The following is a 19,386-nucleotide window of genomic DNA, read 5'->3' on the forward strand; positions in this document are numbered from 1 at the left end:
GCGGCGGGCCTTGCCGGACCGGGACCGGCCACTCTTTTCATAAATGCCTTCGGGGGTTCATAGTGCTTGAGTTTTTGCAGACGCTGAGTTGGACAGCGGTATTCCAGATCATCCTCATCGACATCCTGCTCGGCGGCGACAACGCCGTCGTGATCGCGCTGGCCTGCCGCAATCTGGCGCCCAAGCAGCGCATGCAAGGCATTCTGTGGGGTACCGCGGGCGCCATCATCCTGCGCGTGGTCCTGATCGCCTTCGCCCTGACCCTGCTGTCGATTCCCTTCCTGAAGGTCGTGGGCGGCCTGCTGCTGGTCTGGATCGGCGTCAAGCTGCTGGTTCCCGAGGACGATGCCCATGGCAACGTGAAGGGCGGCACATCCATTGCCGCCGCGATCAAGACCATCATCATCGCCGACTTCGTGATGAGCCTGGACAACGTGATCGCCATTGCCGGCGCGGCCCAGAACGCCCACGCCGACCATCAGATCGGCCTGGTCGCCTTCGGCCTGATCGTCAGCGTGCCGATCATCATTTGGGGCAGCACCCTGGTGCTCAAGCTCATCGACCGCTATCCGCTGGTGGTTACGTTTGGTGCAGCTTTGCTGGGCTGGATCGCGGGCGGCATGCTGATCACCGACGTGGTTGTCGAACGTCAATTCGGCGTTCAGCCCACTACGGTTAAAATCGGCGCAGAAATCATTGGCGCCTTGCTGGTTGTTGTCCTTGGACGGTGGCTGGCAAGCCGCAAAACCGCTTCCAAGGAATCAGCACATGAGTCTGCGTAGATCCACCGATCCCCAGCAATCCGAATCGGGCCTGAGCCTCCTTCAGGGCCTTTTCGTGCTGGCCATCCTCGGGGTGGTCGCGACGGTCATCGTCTCCAATTTCGTTTGATGCCGTCTCGTGTCTCTACCGCAACGCCTGGTCATCGCGACCCGCGCCAGCCGGCTTGCCCTGTGGCAGGCCGAGCATGTGCGCGACCGGCTGCGCACGCTGTACCCGGCGTGCGCGGTTGAGCTGCTCACCCTGACGACCCGAGGCGATCAGATCCTCGACCGCACGCTCTCCAAGGTGGGCGGCAAGGGTCTGTTCGTCAAGGAACTCGAAAACGCGCTGCTCGACGGGCGCGCCGATCTGGCCGTGCACTCCTTGAAGGACGTGCCGGTCGATCTGCAGGCCCCGTTCGAGCTTTGCGCCGTCCTCGATCGCGCGGATCCGCGCGATGCCTTCGTCTCCAATACCCATGGCTCGCTGGCCGACCTGCCGGCGGGCGCCGTCGTTGGCACCTCCAGCCTGCGCCGCGAATCGCAGATCCGCGCGCGCTATCCCGAGCTGGTCGTGAAGCCGCTGCGCGGCAATCTCGATACGCGCCTGGGCAAGCTGGACAAGGGCGAATACGACGCCATCGTGCTGGCCGCAGCTGGTCTGGAGCGTCTGGGCCTGGCTGCACGCATCCGCAGCCTGCTCCAACCGGAAGACAGCCTGCCGGCGGCCGGGCAGGGCGCCCTGGGCATCGAGATCCGCGACGACCGCGATGACATGCGCGCCTGGCTGGCCCCCTTGATCAGCGCCGGCACCACGTCCTGTGTGGTGGCCGAGCGCGCCGTGTCCCGCAAGCTGGGCGGATCCTGCCAGGTGCCCCTGGCGGCGTACGCCGAAATTGCCGGCGGCACCTTGTCGTTGCGCGCCTTGGTGGCGTCGCCCGACGGCGTGCGCATGGTCCATACGGCCCGCAGCGGTCCCGTGGCCGAGGCCCAGGCCATTGGCGAGGCCGCGGCCCAGGCGCTGCTGGACGCGGGCGCGCAGGACATCCTGCGCGAACTGCTGCAAGACCCGCCCAGGGCCGACTGATGGCCATGGCGTCCGCAGCCGCTGAACTGCCGCGGGTCGCCATCTTGACGCGGCCCGACGGCCGCAACGAGGCCCTGGCAGGCCGCCTGCAGGGCGCCTGCTGGACGCCCTGCATTCTTCCCGCCCTGGAAATCCAGGCCCTGCCCGCTGCCGCGGGCGGGCCGCCGCGCCCCGCCGATTACGACATGGTCGTATTCGTCAGCGGCAACGCCGCCAGGCTGTACCTGGAGCAGTGGGCGCAGGCGGACGGGCCGGCTCCCTGGCCGGTCGGCGTCATTGCCGCCACGGTTGGACCGGCCAGCGCCCAGGCCTTGCGCCTATCCCCCTGTTTTGGCGCGAATACAACAGTTTTGCATCCTCCCGAAAGCGCGCCCAGCCACGATTCCGAGGCGCTCTGGGAAGTCTTGCGGCAGCTGCCGCAACTGCCCGCCCGCGTGCTGCTGGTGCGCGGCACGCAGGGCAGGGACTGGCTGGGCGACAAGCTCGAGGCGCACGGCGCGGCCGTGACGCGCCATGCCGCCTACCTGCGGCGCCCCGCGAGCTGGAACGCCGATCAACTTGCCTGCCTACGGCGCTGGGCGGAAGCAGGCGTGCCGGCCACCTGGCTGATCACCAGCGGCGAGGGCGCGGATGCGCTGCGGGCCGGCCTGGAGGCGGCTGGCCTGGCGGACTGGTGGACCCGATGCAGCTTCGTGCTGACGCATCCCTCCCTGCAGCGCCGCGTGCCACAGGCCTGTCATGAAGGCGGGGCGCGACCGATGGTAAAAATCTGCTTGCCCAACGACGAGTCGATATTCCAGGCTTTTGTTGCCGCTTGATTCGTTGCATCGGCTGACACCGAATACAATCGCGTCATGACAGACAAGACTCCCGCTACCGATCCGGTCGTTCCGACGGCCGCCCCGGGTGCAAGCGCGCCCGCATCGGCCCCGGCCGATTCCGTCAAGGCCCGCCCGGCCAAGCGCGGCAGTGGCCCGCTGGTCCCCGCCCTCATCATCCTGATCCTGTTGGCTGCCGGCCTGGGTTACGCCCTCTGGATGCAGCGCACCCAGTTCGTGTCCGCCGGCCGCGAGGTCGCCACGCGCCTCGAAACGCTGACCGCCGATCTGGCGCAGGCCCGCAAGGACACCCGCGAGGCCCTGGCCCTGGCGCAAGCCCAGGCTGGCCGCGTCGGCGAACTCGAAGACACCGTGCGCGAAACCCAAAGCCAGTACAACGCCTTGCAACTGGCCTGGCAGAACTTCAACGACAGCGCCAGCGACGAGCTGCTTGCCAATGACGTCGAGCGCCTGCTGACCATCGCCAACCAGCAACTGCGCCTGGCCGGCAATGTCTCCAACGCGATCGTGGCGCTGGAAACGGCGCAATCGCGCCTGGCGCGCGCCGACCGCCCGCGCTTCTCCAGCCTGCAGCAAGCCATCAACGGCGACCTGGACCGCCTGCGCGCCGTGTCCACCGTGGATATCCCTGCCCAGTCGGCCCGCATCGACCGCCTGGTGGCGTTGATCGGCAAGGCGCCGCTGCTGGTGCCGGACGCCGCCGCCCCGGGTGTGGCGCCTGCCGGCGAAGCCGCGCCGGCGGCCGCACCTGCCCCCGCGGTCGATCCGCTGGCGGGCTTGCCGGCCGACGCGCCCTGGTGGCAGCGCTGGCGCGCCGAGATGGCCTCCTGGCCCGGCCGCGCCGGCTCCGCGCTGGCGCATGAGCTGGGCGGCCTGATCACGATCCAGCGCGTGGACGAGCCGGCTGCCTTGCTGCTGTCGCCCGACCAGGCCGACCAGGTGCGCGGCACGCTGCGCCAGCGCCTGCTGACGGCGCAACTGGCCATGCTGATGCGCCAGCCCGCCGTCTGGAAGAGCGAACTCGACAACGTCGGCGTCACGCTCGCCAAGTACTTCGACAGCCGTTCCCCCGACACCGTCGCCGCCCAGACGCTGGCGCGCGAACTGGCGCAGACCGACATCGCCGTGCGTATGCCGGAAGTGGCTGACAGCCTGAACGCCGTGGCTGCGCTGCGCGCCGCGGGCTTCAAGACCAGCGGACAGGACTGAGGCTTATGCGTACCTGGTTCTGGACACTGCTGCTCGCCGTCGTCGCCGTCGCCCTGGCGGTCGTGCTGCGTTCGCACTCCGGCAACGTGCTGTTGCTGGTCTGGCCGTGGCGCATCAACATGTCGCTGACGCTCGCGGTCCTGCTCATCGTTGCGGCCTTTATCGTGCTGTACGTGGGCCTGCGCCTGCTGGCATGGCTGCTGGCCATCCCCGACCGCGTGCGGGCCTGGCGCGGCAAGCGCGCCCAGGCGCGCGACCACGAACTGCTGGAGCGCGGCTGGATCGGCCTGCTGGAAGGGCGCTACACCACCGCCGAAAAAGATCTGACCAAGCTGCTGGACCAGACCAAGGTCCAGACGCGCCGCGTGCTGGCGGCCTTGTCCGCCGCCCGCGCCACGCATGGCCTGGGCGAATTCGACCGCCGCGACCGCCTGCTGGCGACCGCGCAGGAACAGGCCGGCACGGACGCCGGCCTGATCGAAGCCACCGCCACGGTGTCGGCCGACATGCTGCTGGACCAAGGCCGCGCCGAGCGCGCGCTGGGCGTGCTGGAGCCGCTGGCCGACGGCGGCGCGCGCCATCTGCACACCATGCGCCTGCTGCTGCGCGCGCATACCGCCCTGCATCACGACGAACAGGTCTTCACGCTGGCGCGCGGCCTGGTGCGCCGCAATGCCCTGGCCCGTGCCGAAGCCGACCTCCTGATCGACGCTTCGGGCGCGGCGCGCCTGCGCGCCGCAGCGGCTGGCAGCAGCGAGGCCTGGCGCGCCATCTGGAAGGACCTGAAGGCCGAGGAACGGCTGCTGCCGGAAATCGCGCTGGCGGGCGCGGCCGCGTTCGAGGCCGCCGGCGAAGCCAGCGAGGCCGCGCGCGTGCTGGAAGCCGCAGTCGCCGTGAAGTTCAATCCGGCTTTGGTGGCGGCCTACGCCCGTTGCGAAGCCGAACAGGTTTCGCGCCGGCTGGCGCGCGCCGAGACCTGGCTGCAACAGCGTCCCACCGATCCCGACCTGCTGACCGCGCTGGGCATGCTGTGCCTGAACGGCCAGCTCTGGGGCCAGGCCGAACGCTATCTGCTGCGCAGCCTCAGCCGCCGCAGCGACGCGCAGACGCATGCGCTGCTGGGCAGCCTGTATGACCGCCTGGAACGTCCCGCCGACGCGGTGCGCCACTGGCGCCTGGCAACGGCGGCCAGCATGGCGTTGCCGGTGCTGGCGGCGGATGCCGCCTTGCCGGCCGCGGATACCGGTTCCGATCCCTATCGCGTGGACGCCGAAGGCGGTTATGCGGTGGGTCTGTCCGATACCGACGGCGACGCCGAACTGGGCGGCGATTACCCCGCGCTGCCGCCGGCGGTGGCGGCCTCGGCCTCCGACTACGTGTTGGATCCGGACGCCCGCGTGAACAAAGAGCAGCGCGAACGCGCGCTGGCTCCCGAAGACGCCCCGCTGGCTGGCGGCAGTACCTCCGACATCGACGAGTACTTCGATAGCGCCCCCATTCCGGCGGCGGCTTTCGATGATCCCGTGCCCACGTACGCGCCGGCCACGCCCGCAGGGTCCAAGCCCGCGCCGGCCGCCGCGCCCGTGCCGGCTACCAAGCCGCCGTTCAAGGACGACGGCTCGATTTGAACAATCCTTCAGACACACAACAAGGTTGAATCATGAGTCTTGATCGCGTCTCCCCTGGCAAGAAGCTGCCGGAAGACTTCAACGTCATCATCGAAATCCCCATGAACGCCGACCCGGTGAAGTACGAGGTCGACAAGGACACGGGCGCGATTTTCGTTGACCGCTTCATGCTGACCGCCATGCACTATCCGTGCAACTACGGCTACATCCCGCAAACCCTGTCCGAAGACGGCGACCCCGCCGACGTGCTGGTGCTGACCCCGTTCCCGATCCAGATCGGCGCGGTGGTGCGCTGCCGCGCCATCGGCGTGCTGGAAATGGACGACGAATCGGGCGGCGACGCCAAGCTGTTGGCCGTGCCGATCGATAAGCTGTACCCCCCGTACCGCAACATCAAGTCCTACGAAGATCTGCCGGCGGAAGACATCTCCCGCATCCAGCATTTCTTCGAGCACTACAAGGACCTGGAAAAGGGCAAGTGGGTCAAGGTCAAGGGCTGGAAGGGCCTGGACGCCGCGCACGAGGAAATCGTCCGCAGCGCCGAGCGCTACAACAAGGCCTGATTACGGTTTCCTGGCCCTGGCCGGCGTTGCTCCGGCCGGGGACTTGGTGCGGCGCGGCCGCGACGGCATGATGCCGATCGCCGCCGCGCCGTTGCTTTGCGGGGCCTGCAGATTGCGCGACACCTGCGCGGCCGCGATTTGGATGCGCGCCTGTAGTACCTCCAGCCGCTCGGCCGAGGTGCGCGCTTCCGCGGCGATGAACACCAGGCTGCCCACGACCTTCTGTTCGGCGCTGAAGATGGCCGAGCCTATGCCTATCAGCCCCGGGTCGACCTCGCCATGCGACACGTACACGCCGGCGGCGCGCAGGCGCTTGAGGTTGGCGCGGAATTCGTCCCAGTCCTCGCCCAACCCGGCCTCGCGGATTTCGGCCGCGTGCCACAGCATCAGGTTGCGCAGCTGGTACGGCGGTAGGTTGGCCAGGATGGGCTTGGCCGTGGCGCCATGGAACATGGTGTAGGGACGGCCGCGCGCATAGCTGGATTCGATGGAGTCGTCGGTCCAGTAGCGGTCCACGCACATGACCTTGTCGCCGTAGTAATTGCACAGCATCAGGTTGGCGTGCAGCTCGTCGCCGGTGGCGCGCATGACCTCGCGCGCCGCCCGCATCAGGGGATCGTGCCGGCGCAGATGACGGTCCAGCTCGATGATGCGCGATCCCAGCACGTAGGCGCCGCCCGCGGTGGGCGCGAGCAGCCCGCTTTCGGTCAGCGACTTCAGGTAGCGGTACGCCGTGGCGCGCGAGCAGTCCAGATGCGCCATGACGTCTTCCTGGAACGCGGCGGTGGTGTCGTCGCGAAAGAGGTCGAGGATGGACAACATGCGGTCTGGAGTGCTCATTGCGGGAGGGCGCGCCTAGTGAATGTGGAAGCCGCCATTGACGTCGACCACGATGCCGGTTGAGTAGGAGGACAGGTCCGAGGCCAGGAAGAGTATGGCCTGGGCGACTTCGGCGGGCGAGCCGAAGCGCTGCAGCGGAATGCCCTGTTTGAGTTCTTGTTCCCAATTTTCGCCGAATTTTCCCAGCGTCATGTCCGTTTCGATGATGCCGGGCGCCACGCAATTGGCGCGCACCCCGCGCGGCCCCAGCTCGCGGGCCAGCGCCTTGGTGAAACTGATGACGCCGCCCTTGGACGCCGCATAATGCGAGCCGCCCAGCAGGCCGCCGCCGCGCAGCGCGGCGGTGGAGCCCAGGTTGACGATGGCCGGGCGCCGCGGGCTTTGCAGCAGCTCGGGCAGCGCCGCATGCGTGACGTTGTAGGTGCCGGTCAGGTTGACCTCGACCATGCGGCGGAATTCGTCCTCGGGCAGATCCCAGATGCGCGTGGCGGCGACGATGCCGGCGTTGTTGACCAGTACGTCGATGCCGCCCAGTGCATCCCTGGCGCGCTCGATCGCCGCCTCGCAGGAGGCCGTGCGCGACACGTCGCAGTGCAGGTCGATGCGGCCGGCGGCCAGCGTCGCGCTGGCGCCTTCCGGATAAGCCTGGTCCAGCACGGCGACGGCCGCACCCTGCGCGATGAAAAGGTCGACGATGGCGGCGCCTATGCCACGGGGGTTGGCGCCCCCCGTGACGATGGCGCGCTTGCCGGCCAGCAACCCAAGCGCGCCGTCCATCACGATTTCACCAGCGGGCAGGCGCCGTCCTTGAGCGGACGGAAGGCCTGTTCGGCGGGAATCTTGCGCACCAGGTTGTAGTAGTCCCAGTCGCGCTTGGATTCCGCAGGCTTCTTGACCTGGAACAGGTAAAGATCGCGCATGATGCGGCCGTCCTCGCGGATGCGGCCGTTCTCGGTCATGAAGTCGTTGATGGGCGTCTCATGCATCTTCTTCAGCACCGGCTCGGAAGCGTCCGTGCCCGCGGCCTTGACGGCGTTCAGATAGTGCATGGCAGCGCTGTAGTTGCTGGCCTGGACCATGGACGGCATGCGGCCGGTGCGCTTGAAGTAGCGCTCGGACCATTGCCGCGACTTGTCGTCCAGGTCCCAGTAGAAGGGCTCCACCAGGTTCAGGCCCTGCGCGTACTCCAGCCCCACGCTGCGCACGTCGACGATGCTCATGAAGAGGGCGGCCACGCGCTGCTTGCTGCCCATGATGCCGAATTCGAAAGCCTGCTTGATGCTGTTGATGGTGTCGCCGCTGCCGTTGGCCAGGCCGATCACCTGGGCCTTGGACGCCTGCGCCTGCAACAGGAACGAGGAGAAGTCCGCGCTCGCGATGGGGTGGCGCACGCTGCCCACGACCTGGCCTCCCTTGGCCTTGACCACCGCCATGGCGTCGCGCTCCAGCGAATGGCCGAAGGCGTAGTCGGAGGTGATGAAATACCAGCTCTTGCCGCCGTCTTCCATGACGCCGTTGGCCACGCCGGTGGCGTAGGCGTAGGTGTCGTAGGTCCAGTGCATGCCGTTGGGCGAGCAGGCCTTGCCGGTCAGGTCGGCAGAGCCTGCGCTGGTGAAGATCACCACGCGCTTCATCTGGCGGGTCAGGTCCTGCACCGCCAGCGCGATGGCGGAGTTGGGCACGTCCAGGATCAGGTCCACCTTGTCGTTCTCGTACCAGCGGCGCGCGGTCGCCACGCCGATGTCGACCTTGTTCTGGTGGTCGGCCGAGATCACTTCGATGGGCTTGCCCAGCACGGTGCCGCCGAAATCCTCGACGGCCATCTTTACGGCTTCCACGCCGAACTTGCCGGACAGGTCGGCCATCATGCCGGACTGGTCGCCCAGCACGCCGATCTTCACGACGTCATCGGACACCTGCGCCTGGGCGGACACGGACAGGGCGCCCAGCACGCAGGCGGCCAGGCTGTTCTTCAAACGGATCTTCATGGGTATGTCTCCTCGGGGGCTAGTTTCTGTGCGCGCCATCCTGTGCCGGACGGTCGCGCCGGGGTCGACTTATTCCAGCGTCTGGCCGGCGTAGGCGTCGATGAACATATTGGGTTTCAGGAAGAAGCTCAGCACCAGGGCGCCGTTGGGCGCGCGCGCCACGTGCTGGTTGCCGCGCGGACGCCACACGTAGTCGCCGGCGCAGACCTCGCCTTCGGCGTCGACGATCGAGCCTTCCAGCACGTAGGTCTGTTCGACCTCCACGTGCTCATGCAAGGGCAGCTCGGTGCCAGGCTGCCAGCGGAACAGGGCGGTCAGCAAGCCGGTCTCCTTGTCCTGCATCAGCACCTTCATGTCTATGCCTTCCACTTGCGTCGGTTTCCACGGCAGATCGGCAACTTTGAGGAAGCGTGAAGCCAGGGGCGGCAAGGCGTTGGCTGCGGGGCAGCCGGGAGTTTCCAGGGCCATGATGTCTCCTACCAGAACTCTTTATGAGAGATAAAGTAAAAATCTTGTTATTGAGTGTTTAAAAATAGTCGCGTATATTGAGATTTATGTCAATTATGTTTTCGCCGGACGGAAGCATGCAGCGACACAGCCGGGCCAAGAAATCCGGCACATATAAAACCAAGGAGACAAGCTTGAAACACGACTATCTGGACCGCACGTTCGGTCTGGCGGGGCGCGTCGCGCTGGTGACGGGCGCGGCAAGGGGACTGGGCTACGCCATCGCGCGGGCATTGGGGCAGGCGGGCGCCCAGGTGGTGATCAACGATCTGTCCGGCGAGGCTTGCGCCGCCGCCTGCGAGCGCCTGGCGGCCGAGGGCATCAAGGCCCATGGGGCGCCTTTCGATGTCGCCGACGAAAAGGCCGTGGCCGATGCCGTCGCGCAACTGGAGAGCGCCGGGCTGGAGATTGATGTGCTGGTCAGCAATGCCGGCAACCAGAACCGCAAGCCCGTGGTGGAGATGAGCTCCGCCGAATGGCAGGCCTTGCAGAACGTCCACGTCAACGGCGCCTTCCATTGCGCGCGGGCCGTGTTGCCCGGCATGGGCAAGCGCGGCTTCGGCCGCATCGTGCTGATGTCGTCGGTGGCGGGCCAGGCGACCATGCCCAACATCGCCGCCTACGCCACCGCCAAGGGCGCCATCGCGGCCTTCACCCGCGCGCTGGCAGTCGAATACGGCGCCAGCGGCATCACCTGCAATGCGTTGGCGCCCGGCTTCGTGCGTACCGATTTCACGCAGGGCTTGCAGGACAATCCGCAGTTCCAGTCCTTCCTGGCCACGGCGGTGCCCACTGGCCGCTGGGCCGCGCCGGAAGACATCGCGCCGGCCGTGGTCTACCTGGCGTCGCCGGGCGCCTCGTTCGTCAATGGGCACGTCCTGGCGATCGATGGCGGCCTGCTGGCCCGCATGTAGGAGCGCGACCATGAACACCCCAGCGGTCCTGTCCGCCCAGGGATTGATCAAGCGGTTCGGCGGCTTCAATGCCGTCGACGGCGTGTCCCTGTCCCTGCGCGAAGGCTCCATCCATGCCTTGATCGGCCCCAACGGCGCAGGCAAAACCACCTGCTTCAATCTGCTGACCAAGTTCCTCACGCCCGACGCGGGCGTCATCCACTACCGCGGCCGCGACATCACGGCGCTGGCGCCCGAGCAGATCGCGCGCCTGGGCATCGTCCGCTCGTTCCAGATATCCGCCGTGTTCCTGGGCCTGACGGCGTTGCAGAACATGCGCGTGGCGCTGATGCGCCAGCATGGCGACGGCTGGCGCTTCTGGCGCAGCCGCAACAGCATCGACCGCCTGAACGGCCGCGCCATGGAATTGCTGGACGCGGTAGGCCTCGCCGGCCTGGCGCACACCACGGCGGCGCTGCTGCCCTACGGCCGCAAGCGCGCGCTGGAGATCGCGATGACCCTGGCGCTGGAGCCGGAAATCATGCTGCTGGACGAGCCCATGGCGGGCCTGGGCCAGGAGGACGTGACCCGCATCGCCGCGCTGATCCGGCGCGCGTCGGCCAACCGCAGCATCCTGATGGTCGAGCACAACCTGTCGGTGGTGGCGGACCTGTCCGACACCATCACGGTGCTGGCGCGCGGCGCGGTGCTGGCCCAGGGCGACTACGCCACCGTGTCCAGCGACGAGCGCGTCATCACGGCCTACATGGGTTCCGACGAGGAGGCGCACTGAGATGCTGGCGATCAAGGACCTCAACGCCTGGTACGGCGAATCCCACGTGCTGCATGGCGTGGACATGGAAGTGAAGCGCGGCGAACTCGTCACCATCCTGGGCCGCAACGGCGCCGGCAAGACGACGACGCTGCGCGCCATCATGGGCATCATGGACAAGCGCCGCGGCTCCATCCGCCTGAACGGCCAGGAGACCATCGGCATGGCGCCGCACCGCATTCCGCGGCTGGGCGTGGTGTATTGCCCCGAAGAGCGGGCCGTGTTCCGCAGCCTGGACGTGACCGAAAACCTGATGCTGCCGCCGCGCTTGGCCGACGGCGGCATGTCGCTGGACGAAATCTACACGCTGTTTCCCAACCTGCGCGAACGCAGCGCCAGCTCCGGCGGCAACCTGTCCGGCGGCGAACAGCAGATGCTGGCGATCGCGCGCATCCTGCGCACGGGCGCCCAGCTCATCCTGCTGGACGAACCCACCGAGGGCTTGGCGCCCGTCATCGTGCAACAGATCGGGCATGCCATCCGCACCTTGAAGGAGCGGGGCTTCACCATCGTGCTGGTCGAGCAGAACTTCCGTTTCGCGACCAAGGTGGCCGACCGCCACTACGTCATGGAGCACGGCTGCGTGGTCGACCAGCTGTCGGCAGAAGAAGCGCGCAACGATCCCGAGCGGATCAAGCGCCGCCTGGGTGTCTGAGGGGAGAATCCACGTGTTCGAAATTTTCGGCGTGCCGTCCACGGCACTATTCGGCCAGCTGCTGCTGGGCCTGATCAACGGCTCCTTCTACGCGCTGCTGTCGATCGGGCTGGCGGTGATCTTCGGCCTGTTGAACATCATCAACTTCGCCCATGGCGCGCAGTACACGGCGGGCGCGTTCCTGGCCTGGATGCTGCTGAACTACCTGGGCGTGAACTACTGGGCCGCGCTGGTGCTGGTGCCGCTGATCATGGCCGTGTTCGCCATCGTGGTCGAGCGCTTGCTCATCTCGCGCACCTACCGCATGGACCACTTGTACGGCCTGCTGCTGACCTTCGGCATCGCGCTGCTGATCGAAGGCGGTTTGCGCCAGGCCTACGGCGTGTCGGGGCTGCCCTACACCATACCCAAGGCGCTCACCGGTGGGGTCAATCTGGGCTTCATGTTCCTGCCCTGGTATCGCGGCTGGGCGGTGGCGGTGTCGCTGGTGCTGTGCCTGGCGGTCTGGGTACTGATCGAAAAGACCCGCGTGGGCGCCATGTTGCGCGCGGCCACCGAGAACCCGACGGTGGTGCGCTCCTTCGGCATCAACGTGCCGCTGCTCATCACGTTGACCTACGCGCTGGGCGTGGCGCTGGCGTCGGTGGCGGGCGTGATCGCCGCGCCCATCTACCAGGTCAGTCCGATGATGGGCTCCAACCTGGTGGTGGTGGTGTTCGCGGTGGTGGTGATCGGCGGCATGGGCTCCATCATGGGCGCCATCATCAGCGGTTTCGGGCTGGGCATCATCGAAGGCTTGACCAAGGTGTTCTATCCCGAGGCCGCCAACCTGGCGATCTTCATCATCATGGTGCTGGTGCTGCTGTGCAAGCCCGCCGGCCTATTCGGCAAGCCCTTGCAGGTGCAGAACGTGCTGGCCGCCGAGGCGACGCGCGAGCCGGTGCAGTTGAGCCGGCGCGGCATGCGCGTGGCGATGGCGGCGCTGGCCGTGGCCGCCCTGGCCGCGCCCTGGTTCATCTATCCGACTTTCCTGATGAAGGTGCTGTGCTTCGCGCTGTTCGCCGCGGCCTTCAATCTGCTGGTGGGTTACGTGGGCCTGCTGTCTTTCGGCCACGCCGCGTTCTTCGGCGCCGCCGCCTATGCCACCGGCACCGTGATGAAGCTGTTGAGCGCCACGCCCGAACTCGGCCTGCTGGCCGGGGTGCTGACGGGCGGACTGCTGGGCCTGGCCTTCGGCGCCGTCGCGATCCGGCGCCAGGGCATCTACTTCGCCATGATCACGCTGGCGCTGTCGCAGCTGGTCTACTTCATTGCGGTCCAGGCGGGTTTCACGGGCGGGGAGGACGGCCTGCAGAGCGTGCCGCGCGGCAAGCTGTTCGGCATCTTCGACCTGGAAGGCGTGATGCCGATGTACTACTTCACGCTGGCCGTGTTCGCGCTGGGCTATGCCTTCGTGTTGCGCGTGCTGAACTCGCCCTTCGGCGAAGTGATCCGCTCGGTGCGCGACAACGAGCAGCGCGCCCGCTCGCTGGGCTACTCCACCTCGCGCTACAAACTGATGGCGTTCACGCTGTCGGCCTCGGTGGCGGGGCTGGCCGGCGGCCTGAAGGTGCTGGTGTTCGGCGTCGCTTCGCTGACGGACGTGCATTGGCATGCCAACGGCGAAGTGGTGCTGATGGCGCTCCTGGGCGGCATCGGCACGGTGTTCGGCCCGCTGGCGGGCGCCTTCACCTTCGTGTCGCTGCAGAACTACCTGGCGCCGCTGGGCTCATGGGTGCTCATCGTCCAGGGCGCGATCTTCGTACTCTGCGTCCTGCTGTTCCGCGACGGCATCATGGGGCTGGTCTCGCGGGCCTGGCTGGCGCTTACCCGCAAGAAAAAGGAATCCTGATGTACCTGCATGTCGTAATGCTGCAACTGTCCGGCGCCGCTGATGCGCGCTTCCATGACCGCGTCCAGGGCTATTGCCAGCGCATCCTGGCCGAGTGCGACGGCGTGGCGGGCTACGCCTTCCGGCCCAACGAAGCCAGCCGTTCGGACGGCTTGACCCACGCCGTGGTGGCGGCGTTCGTGGACAGTCCCGCGCACGACCGCTACCAGGTATCGCCCGCGCACCAGGAGATGAAGGCCTACATGGCCGGTTTCATCGAACGCCTGGTGGTGTACGACGGGGAAATTCCTACTTTCAGCTGAACGCTGCCGACCGCGCCCAGGTTCCCGGAAAGGGATAAACTCGCGGATGACTTTTCATCGTCTGGCCCGCCCCCGCAGGGGCGGCCCGCGGTAGCGGGCGTCTCGCGGGGTTGGCTGTTTTCTACTGCCGGATTCCGGCCACGTATTCTTCATAGGTCGAGTGAACATGGACTACGTATTGCCCCCTCAGCCGCCCGTCGCGGTTCCCGTTGCCGGCAGCGCCGCGCTGTTCCCGGTGCGCCGCGTCTACTGCGTTGGCCGCAACTACGCCGAACACGCCAAGGAAATGGGCTTCACCGGCCGCGAGGATCCGTTCTTCTTCTGCAAGCCGGCCGATGCCGTGCTGAGCGTGGCCGACGGCGAAACCGGCAAGATGCTGTATCCGCCCAAGACCTCCAACCTGCACTACGAGATGGAATTGGTGGTGGTGCTGGGCAAGGGAGGCCGCGACATTCCGGTGGAACAGGCCAATGATTGCGTGTGGGGCTATGCGTTGGGCCTGGACATGACCCGCCGCGACCTGCAAGGCGAAATGAAGAAGCAGGGCCGCCCCTGGGAAATCGGCAAGGCCTTCGACCTGTCCGCGCCGCTGGGCCCGATCCATCCGCGCAGCGTCGTCGGCACGCTGGAAAAGGGCGCCATCTGGCTGGACGTGAACGGCCAGCGCAAGCAGTCCAGCGACATCTCGCAGATGCTGTGGAACATCCCGGAGAGCATCTCCTACCTGTCCGGCCTGTTCGAGCTGCAACCCGGCGACATCATCTTCACCGGCACGCCCGAAGGCGTGGGCGCCGTGCTGCAAGGCGACGTGATCACCGGCGGCGTCGAAGGCCTGGGCGAGCTCCGCGTCCAGATCGTTTAAAGTACGCCCCGGATTCGTATTCACCACTTCAGGAGCGCCAGCATGCGCAGCAAGATCGTGCTGACCGCCTTCGTCGTGTTCGGCTTTGTCCTCGCCGGTTGCAACACCGTCGCGGGCATGGGTAAGGACATGTCCAGGGCCGGCAGTGCCATTACCAACGCCGCCGACAAGTAATTGTCGCCACCGGCAAAAAAAAGCCCCTTGAGCGATCAAGGGGCTTTTTCCTTTGGCGGCAAGGGTTTACAACACATCTCCGGCGTAGTCCGCGAGGCGCGAGCGTTCGCCGCGCTGCAGCGTGACGTGCCCTGAATGCGGCCAGCCCTTGAAGCGGTCGACCACGAAGGTCAGGCCGGAACTGCCTTCGGTCAGGTAGGGCGTATCGATCTGGGCGACGTTGCCCAGGCAGATCACCTTGGTGCCAGGACCCGCGCGCGTGACCAGCGTCTTCATCTGCTTGGGCGTCAGGTTTTGCGCCTCGTCGATGATCAGATACTTGTTCAGGAAGGTGCGGCCGCGCATGAAGTTCAGGGACTTGACCTTGATGCGCGAACGGATCAGGTCCATGGTGGCGGCGCGCCCCCAGTCCCCGTTGCCTTCGCCTTCACCCATGTTCAGGACGTCCAGGTTGTCTTCCAGGGCGCCCATCCAGGGCAGCATCTTCTCTTCTTCCGTACCCGGCAGGAAACCAATGTCTTCGCCGACCGGCACCGTGACGCGGGTCATGATGATTTCGGTGTAGCGCTTGGTTTCCAGCACCTGGGTGATGCCCGCGGCCAGCGCCAGCAGCGTCTTGCCTGTGCCCGCCTGGCCCAGCAGCGACACGAAGTCGCATTCCGGATTCATCAGCAGGTTCATGGCGAAGTTCTGCTCGCGGTTGCGCGCGGTGATGCCCCAGACGTTGTTCTTGCCGTGGGTATAGTCGCGCAACGTCGCCAGCACCGCCATCTTGCCGCTGACCTCGCGCACTTGCGCGTACAGCGGCATCTGGCCTTCGAAGTAGACGAACTGGTTGACCACGAACTGCGAGCACAGCGGGCCATGGATGCGGTAGAAAGTGGTGCCGCCCTGTTGCCAGGACTCCACGTCCTTGCCGTGCTTGTTCCAGAAGTCCTCGGGCAGCTGCATCACGCCCGAGTACATCAGGTCCGTGTCTTCCAGCACATGGTCGTTGAAGTAGTCTTCCGCGGCCATGCCCAACGCGCGCGCCTTCAGGCGCATGTTGATGTCCTTGGACACCAGCACGACTTCGCGTTGCGGATACTTTTCCTGCAGGGCCCGCACCACGCCCAGGATCTGGTTGTCGGCCTTGCCCATGGGCAGGTCGGAGGGCAGGGTGCTGTGGATCGCAGTCGTCTGGAACATCAGGCGGCCGGTGGCGTCCTTGTTGCCCAGCTTGGCCAGTTCCAGCCCTTCGTCGAGCTGGGTCGTGTCCTGCACCAGCGCGTCCAGCGAACGGCTGACCTGGCGCGCGTTGCGCGCCACTTCCGACATGCCCTTCTTCTGATGGTCCAGTTCTTCGAGCGTCATCATCGGCAGGAAGATGTCGTGCTCTTCAAAGCGGAACAGCGAGCTGGGGTCGTGCAGCAGCACGTTGGTGTCCAGCACGAACAGCTTGCGCGGTTCGTTCAGGGAGCGGGCCTTGGCGCGTTTGGCCGGAGCGGGGGCCGGCTTGGCGCGGCGGGTTTCGGCGCGCGCGGCGGGAGCGGCTGGCGCCGGCGGCGGCACCTGGCGGGCGGGCGCCGGGATCTGCGCCTTGCGGCCCGGTGCGGCCAGGCCTTCAAGTTCGGGTTGGACCAGGAGTTCGTCTTCGTCGTCCTCGGCGAGGACTGCCTGGGTACTGGACCGCGCAGCGGCGGTCTTGGTGCTGCGGGCCTGCGCCCGGGCGGATTCGCCCGAGGGGAAGGTCAGGATGGCTGCGGGACGGGTGGGCAACTTCGGAAGCGGCATATTTGTCACTCTCCAGTGTGGGCCGGCTATAGCGCCTGACGGGTAAAACCTGTGCTACTGCTAACCGATGCTTTTGGCTGCCTGCAGGACTTCCTTGGCGTGGCCCGGGACCTTCACCCCACGCCACTCCTGCACTAGCACGCCATAGGCGTCGATCAGGAAGGTGCTGCGTTCAATACCGCGCACCTGCTTGCCGTACATATTCTTCTGCTTGATGACGCCGAACAGATTGCAGACGGTTTCGTCGGCGTCGGAGATGAGAGGAAAGGGAAGCTCGTACTTGGCCTTGAAGTTCTCGTGCGACTTCAGGGAGTCGCGCGAGATGCCAATGACCACCGCGCTGGCCGCCAGGAATTCGGCGTTCAGGTCGCGGAAATCCTGGCTTTCGGTGGTGCAGCCAGGCGTATTGTCCTTGGGGTAGAAATACAGGATCACGGCGCGGCCCTGGCATTGCTCCAGGCTGATCGGACCTATGGTGCTTTCAGCGGTGAACTGCGGGGCGGGTTTGCCTATGGTCGGCGTCATTTCCGGGATTCTCCGTTGGGGGGGATGAGGGCCACGACCACGCGCCGGCCCTCCGCCATCAGGATGTTGTAGGTGCGCGAGGCGGCGTGCGTATCCATGATCTCGACGCCGATGCCGATCGCCAGCAGCGGGCGCAGCACGTCGGGGCGCAGGAATTGCTGGCGCGCGCCCGTGCCCACCAGCAGCACTTCCGGCGCATTCGACGGACGGCTGGGGGTGGCTTCCGGTTCGTCCAGGAATGCCATGGGGTCGCGGACGGGCTCGGATAATCCGGCCGCCTGACGCAAGAGGGTGGGGGTAATGTCGGCCGGCGACTCAACAGGCCAGTGGGTCACTTCGCCTTCGGGGCCGAACGCGACCGAGGAGGAAAAACGTACCTGGTTGACCTCGATATAGCCATCACCATAGGCGGTGACGGTATTCAGAGCGGCCGTCGCAGGATCGGTATGCAGCTTCAATAAAAACTCCGGCTATATGGCCCGATAATAGCGCATCGGGATGACGCCATGTTGCAGGGTATCCACGGGATGGGGCCCCCACGCTGCACTTGCTGCGCTCGCTTGCTGCCCCCCGAGGGGGCGCGTTTTGCCTTGGGGCGGCCCGGCGGCAAAACAGGGCTTCTTTGCGACGCGATTTCCCTCGGGTGGATCCTGAAATCGGCCCCTTTTTTTCGCCATTTGCCGCACAGCCGTCCTTGCGCTAGATTACAGGGTTTTGCTGCACTGCAATCGCATGCCGGTGCGGCGTTTCGGACCCTTTTCCCCTTCGCGCATTCGCGCCCTGGTTTTTTTGCCCTTTTATCGCCCCTAAGGATTCCCATCATGAGGAAGTTCTCCCGCATCGAGCGTCTGCCCCCGTACGTTTTCAACATTACCGGCGAGCTCAAGATGGCGGCGCGTAGGCGTGGCGAAGACATCATCGACATGTCGATGGGCAATCCGGATGGCGCGACTCCCAAGCACATCGTCGACAAGATGGTGGAAGCGACGACGCGTCCGACCACGCACGGCTATTCCGTGTCCAAGGGCATTCCGCGCCTGCGCAAGGCGATCTGTGACTGGTACCAGCGCCGCTACGCGGTCGAGTTCGATCCGGATTCCGAAGCCATCGTCACCATCGGCTCCAAGGAAGGCCTGGCCCATTTGATGCTGGCCACGCTGGACCGCGGCGACACCGTGCTGGTGCCGAACCCCAGCTATCCGATCCACATCTATGGCGCGGTCATCGCCGGCGCCAACATCCGTTCGGTGCGCATGACGCCGGGCGTGGATTTCTTCGAGGAACTGGAGCGCGCCGTGCGCGAATCCATCCCCAAGCCCAAGATGATGGTGCTGGGCTTTCCCAGCAACCCCACCGCGCAATGCGTGGACCTGTCGTTCTTCGAACGCGTGGTGGCGCTGGCCAAGGAGCACGACATTCTGGTCGTGCATGACCTGGCCTATGCCGACATTACCTTCGACGGCTACGTGGCGCCGTCCATCATGCAGGTGCCCGGCGCGCGCGATGTCGCCGTCGAGTTCTTCACGATGAGCAAGAGCTACAACATGGCCGGCTGGCGCATCGGCTACATGGTCGGCAACCGCGAGCTGGTCAACGCGCTGGCGCGCATCAAGAGTTATCACGACTACGGCACGTTCACGCCGATCCAGGTGGCGTCCATCGCCGCGCTGGACGGTCCGCAGGACTGCGTGAACGAGATCGTGGCGCAGTACCAAAGCCGCCGCGACGTGCTCGTGCGCGGCTTGCATGAAGCAGGTTGGAATGTGGAAATTCCCAAGGCGTCCATGTACATCTGGGCGCAGATCCCCGAACCCTACAGGGCGATGGGCTCTTTGGAATTTGCCAAGCGTGTCCTGTCGGATGCGAAGGTGGCCGTGTCCCCCGGGATCGGCTTCGGCGAGTATGGCGACGAATACGTGCGCTTCGCTCTGATCGAAAACGAGCAGCGCACCCGGCAAGCGGTGCGAGGCATCAAAGACATGTTCCGCAAGGACGGATTGCTGAAGTAGAGCCCACCCCCGAAGCGCTGCGCGCTTCCCCCTCAAGGGGGCATGCCT

Annotated in this window: 22 protein-coding genes; 15 read left to right on the top strand and 7 right to left on the bottom strand. The window is 66.2% G+C overall.

Annotated features, from left to right (window positions below):
* Nucleotides 1-62 precede the first annotated feature (62 nt).
* From BRO63_RS08665 to ppa, 7 genes are read left to right on the top strand one after another with little or no spacing between them, the layout of a single operon-like run.
* Nucleotides 63-782 (top strand): TerC family protein, encoded by a 720-nt coding sequence (locus BRO63_RS08665; protein ID WP_088139321.1) that lies wholly within the window; start codon nucleotides 63-65, stop codon nucleotides 780-782.
* On the top strand, nucleotides 769-891 hold the full coding sequence (locus BRO63_RS34430) for a hypothetical protein (protein ID WP_042792647.1): 123 nt from the start codon (nucleotides 769-771) through the stop codon (nucleotides 889-891). Before BRO63_RS08665 ends, BRO63_RS34430 begins: the two co-directional genes overlap by 14 nt.
* Nucleotides 892-900: 9 nt before the next feature.
* Nucleotides 901-1,848: a hydroxymethylbilane synthase gene (gene hemC / locus BRO63_RS08670; protein ID WP_088139322.1), complete on the top strand. Its 948-nt coding sequence runs from the start codon at nucleotides 901-903 to the stop codon at nucleotides 1,846-1,848.
* Nucleotides 1,848-2,666 carry a uroporphyrinogen-III synthase gene (locus BRO63_RS08675; RefSeq protein WP_088139323.1) on the top strand — a complete coding sequence of 273 codons (819 nt, stop codon included), beginning with the start codon at nucleotides 1,848-1,850 and terminating at the stop codon, nucleotides 2,664-2,666. Before hemC ends, BRO63_RS08675 begins: the two co-directional genes overlap by 1 nt.
* A 36-nt stretch (nucleotides 2,667-2,702) precedes the next feature.
* A complete protein-coding gene (locus BRO63_RS08680; RefSeq protein ID WP_088139324.1) occupies nucleotides 2,703-3,896 on the top strand; it encodes a uroporphyrinogen-III C-methyltransferase in 1,194 nt (397 codons plus the stop codon).
* 5 nt (nucleotides 3,897-3,901) lie between these two features.
* Entirely contained in the window at nucleotides 3,902-5,524 is a 1,623-nt protein-coding gene (locus BRO63_RS08685; RefSeq protein ID WP_088139325.1) for a heme biosynthesis HemY N-terminal domain-containing protein, read from the top strand.
* Nucleotides 5,525-5,556: 32 nt separating this feature from the next.
* Entirely contained in the window at nucleotides 5,557-6,087 is a 531-nt protein-coding gene (gene ppa, locus BRO63_RS08690; protein ID WP_088139326.1) for an inorganic diphosphatase, read from the top strand.
* Here the strand turns inward: ppa and BRO63_RS08695 are convergent, their stop codons facing one another.
* From BRO63_RS08695 to BRO63_RS08710, 4 genes are all read right to left on the bottom strand, one after another.
* Nucleotides 6,088-6,927, bottom strand: coding sequence for an IclR family transcriptional regulator (locus tag BRO63_RS08695; RefSeq protein WP_088139327.1), 840 nt, complete (start codon nucleotides 6,925-6,927; stop codon nucleotides 6,088-6,090).
* 15 nt (nucleotides 6,928-6,942) lie between these two features.
* Nucleotides 6,943-7,704: an SDR family NAD(P)-dependent oxidoreductase gene (locus BRO63_RS08700; RefSeq protein WP_013392554.1), complete on the bottom strand. Its 762-nt coding sequence runs from the start codon at nucleotides 7,702-7,704 to the stop codon at nucleotides 6,943-6,945.
* Nucleotides 7,704-8,915 carry an ABC transporter substrate-binding protein gene (locus tag BRO63_RS08705; protein ID WP_088139328.1) on the bottom strand — a complete coding sequence of 404 codons (1,212 nt, stop codon included), beginning with the start codon at nucleotides 8,913-8,915 and terminating at the stop codon, nucleotides 7,704-7,706. Before BRO63_RS08705 ends, BRO63_RS08700 begins: the two co-directional genes overlap by 1 nt.
* A 69-nt stretch (nucleotides 8,916-8,984) precedes the next feature.
* A complete protein-coding gene (locus BRO63_RS08710; protein ID WP_088139329.1) occupies nucleotides 8,985-9,383 on the bottom strand; it encodes a cupin domain-containing protein in 399 nt (132 codons plus the stop codon).
* 173 nt (nucleotides 9,384-9,556) lie between these two features.
* On the opposite strand from BRO63_RS08710, the gene BRO63_RS08715 reads away from it, so the two are divergent.
* From BRO63_RS08715 to BRO63_RS08745, 7 genes are all read left to right on the top strand, one after another.
* Entirely contained in the window at nucleotides 9,557-10,336 is a 780-nt protein-coding gene (locus tag BRO63_RS08715) for an SDR family NAD(P)-dependent oxidoreductase (protein WP_088139330.1), read from the top strand.
* 10 nt (nucleotides 10,337-10,346) lie between these two features.
* Complete coding sequence (locus tag BRO63_RS08720) at nucleotides 10,347-11,108, top strand: ABC transporter ATP-binding protein (protein WP_088139331.1); 762 nt, start codon at nucleotides 10,347-10,349, stop codon at nucleotides 11,106-11,108.
* A gap of 1 nt (nucleotide 11,109) precedes the next feature.
* Nucleotides 11,110-11,802, top strand: a complete 693-nt coding sequence (locus BRO63_RS08725) for an ABC transporter ATP-binding protein (protein WP_088139332.1) — start codon at nucleotides 11,110-11,112, stop codon at nucleotides 11,800-11,802.
* Nucleotides 11,803-11,815: 13 nt separating this feature from the next.
* On the top strand, nucleotides 11,816-13,693 hold the full coding sequence (locus BRO63_RS08730) for an ABC transporter permease (protein ID WP_088139333.1): 1,878 nt from the start codon (nucleotides 11,816-11,818) through the stop codon (nucleotides 13,691-13,693).
* The gene (locus BRO63_RS08735; protein ID WP_088139334.1) at nucleotides 13,693-13,995 is read left to right on the top strand and encodes a Dabb family protein; all 303 of its coding nucleotides are present in this window, start codon (nucleotides 13,693-13,695) and stop codon (nucleotides 13,993-13,995) included. Before BRO63_RS08730 ends, BRO63_RS08735 begins: the two co-directional genes overlap by 1 nt.
* Nucleotides 13,996-14,161: 166 nt before the next feature.
* Nucleotides 14,162-14,857 (top strand): fumarylacetoacetate hydrolase family protein, encoded by a 696-nt coding sequence (locus tag BRO63_RS08740; protein WP_088139335.1) that lies wholly within the window; start codon nucleotides 14,162-14,164, stop codon nucleotides 14,855-14,857.
* Between the two features lie 42 nt (nucleotides 14,858-14,899).
* Nucleotides 14,900-15,031, top strand: a complete 132-nt coding sequence (locus tag BRO63_RS08745; protein WP_088139336.1) for an entericidin A/B family lipoprotein — start codon at nucleotides 14,900-14,902, stop codon at nucleotides 15,029-15,031.
* Nucleotides 15,032-15,097: 66 nt separating this feature from the next.
* Here BRO63_RS08745 and BRO63_RS08750 read toward each other — a convergent pair whose 3' ends face one another.
* From BRO63_RS08750 to BRO63_RS08760, 3 genes are read right to left on the bottom strand one after another with little or no spacing between them, the layout of a single operon-like run.
* Nucleotides 15,098-16,804 carry a PhoH family protein gene (locus BRO63_RS08750; protein WP_088139337.1) on the bottom strand — a complete coding sequence of 569 codons (1,707 nt, stop codon included), beginning with the start codon at nucleotides 16,802-16,804 and terminating at the stop codon, nucleotides 15,098-15,100.
* Nucleotides 16,805-16,864: 60 nt separating this feature from the next.
* Entirely contained in the window at nucleotides 16,865-17,329 is a 465-nt protein-coding gene (locus BRO63_RS08755; RefSeq protein WP_088139338.1) for a peroxiredoxin, read from the bottom strand.
* Nucleotides 17,326-17,787, bottom strand: coding sequence for an Mth938-like domain-containing protein (locus tag BRO63_RS08760; protein WP_088139339.1), 462 nt, complete (start codon nucleotides 17,785-17,787; stop codon nucleotides 17,326-17,328). Before BRO63_RS08760 ends, BRO63_RS08755 begins: the two co-directional genes overlap by 4 nt.
* Before the next feature lie 363 nt (nucleotides 17,788-18,150).
* Between BRO63_RS08760 and alaC the strand changes: the two genes are divergently transcribed.
* On the top strand, nucleotides 18,151-19,338 hold the full coding sequence (alaC, locus tag BRO63_RS08765; protein WP_008164319.1) for an alanine transaminase: 1,188 nt from the start codon (nucleotides 18,151-18,153) through the stop codon (nucleotides 19,336-19,338).
* Nucleotides 19,339-19,386: the final 48 nt, after the last annotated feature.

Source organism: Achromobacter xylosoxidans (assembly GCF_002192695.1).
GTDB lineage: Bacteria > Pseudomonadota > Gammaproteobacteria > Burkholderiales > Burkholderiaceae_B > Achromobacter > Achromobacter xylosoxidans_C.

Bases quoted from the DNA above. Each gene is read 5' to 3' on its own strand.
- BRO63_RS08705 (WP_088139328.1), bottom strand. From the start codon at position 8,915: ATGAAGATCCGTTTGAAGAACAGCCTGGCCGCCTGCGTGCTGGGCGCC.
- BRO63_RS08680 (WP_088139324.1), top strand. From the start codon at position 2,703: ATGACAGACAAGACTCCCGCTACCGATCCGGTCGTTCCGACGGCCGCC.
- BRO63_RS08745 (WP_088139336.1), top strand. From the start codon at position 14,900: ATGCGCAGCAAGATCGTGCTGACCGCCTTCGTCGTGTTCGGCTTTGTC.
- BRO63_RS08755 (WP_088139338.1), bottom strand. From the start codon at position 17,329: ATGACGCCGACCATAGGCAAACCCGCCCCGCAGTTCACCGCTGAAAGC.
- BRO63_RS08735 (WP_088139334.1), top strand. From the start codon at position 13,693: ATGTACCTGCATGTCGTAATGCTGCAACTGTCCGGCGCCGCTGATGCG.
- BRO63_RS08750 (WP_088139337.1), bottom strand. From the start codon at position 16,804: ATGCCGCTTCCGAAGTTGCCCACCCGTCCCGCAGCCATCCTGACCTTC.
- BRO63_RS08685 (WP_088139325.1), top strand. From the start codon at position 3,902: ATGCGTACCTGGTTCTGGACACTGCTGCTCGCCGTCGTCGCCGTCGCC.
- ppa (WP_088139326.1), top strand. From the start codon at position 5,557: ATGAGTCTTGATCGCGTCTCCCCTGGCAAGAAGCTGCCGGAAGACTTC.
- BRO63_RS08675 (WP_088139323.1), top strand. From the start codon at position 1,848: ATGGCCATGGCGTCCGCAGCCGCTGAACTGCCGCGGGTCGCCATCTTG.
- BRO63_RS08720 (WP_088139331.1), top strand. From the start codon at position 10,347: ATGAACACCCCAGCGGTCCTGTCCGCCCAGGGATTGATCAAGCGGTTC.
- BRO63_RS08740 (WP_088139335.1), top strand. From the start codon at position 14,162: ATGGACTACGTATTGCCCCCTCAGCCGCCCGTCGCGGTTCCCGTTGCC.
- BRO63_RS08695 (WP_088139327.1), bottom strand. From the start codon at position 6,927: ATGAGCACTCCAGACCGCATGTTGTCCATCCTCGACCTCTTTCGCGAC.
- BRO63_RS34430 (WP_042792647.1), top strand. From the start codon at position 769: ATGAGTCTGCGTAGATCCACCGATCCCCAGCAATCCGAATCGGGCCTG.
- alaC (WP_008164319.1), top strand. From the start codon at position 18,151: ATGAGGAAGTTCTCCCGCATCGAGCGTCTGCCCCCGTACGTTTTCAAC.
- BRO63_RS08710 (WP_088139329.1), bottom strand. From the start codon at position 9,383: ATGGCCCTGGAAACTCCCGGCTGCCCCGCAGCCAACGCCTTGCCGCCC.
- BRO63_RS08700 (WP_013392554.1), bottom strand. From the start codon at position 7,704: ATGGACGGCGCGCTTGGGTTGCTGGCCGGCAAGCGCGCCATCGTCACG.
- BRO63_RS08725 (WP_088139332.1), top strand. From the start codon at position 11,110: ATGCTGGCGATCAAGGACCTCAACGCCTGGTACGGCGAATCCCACGTG.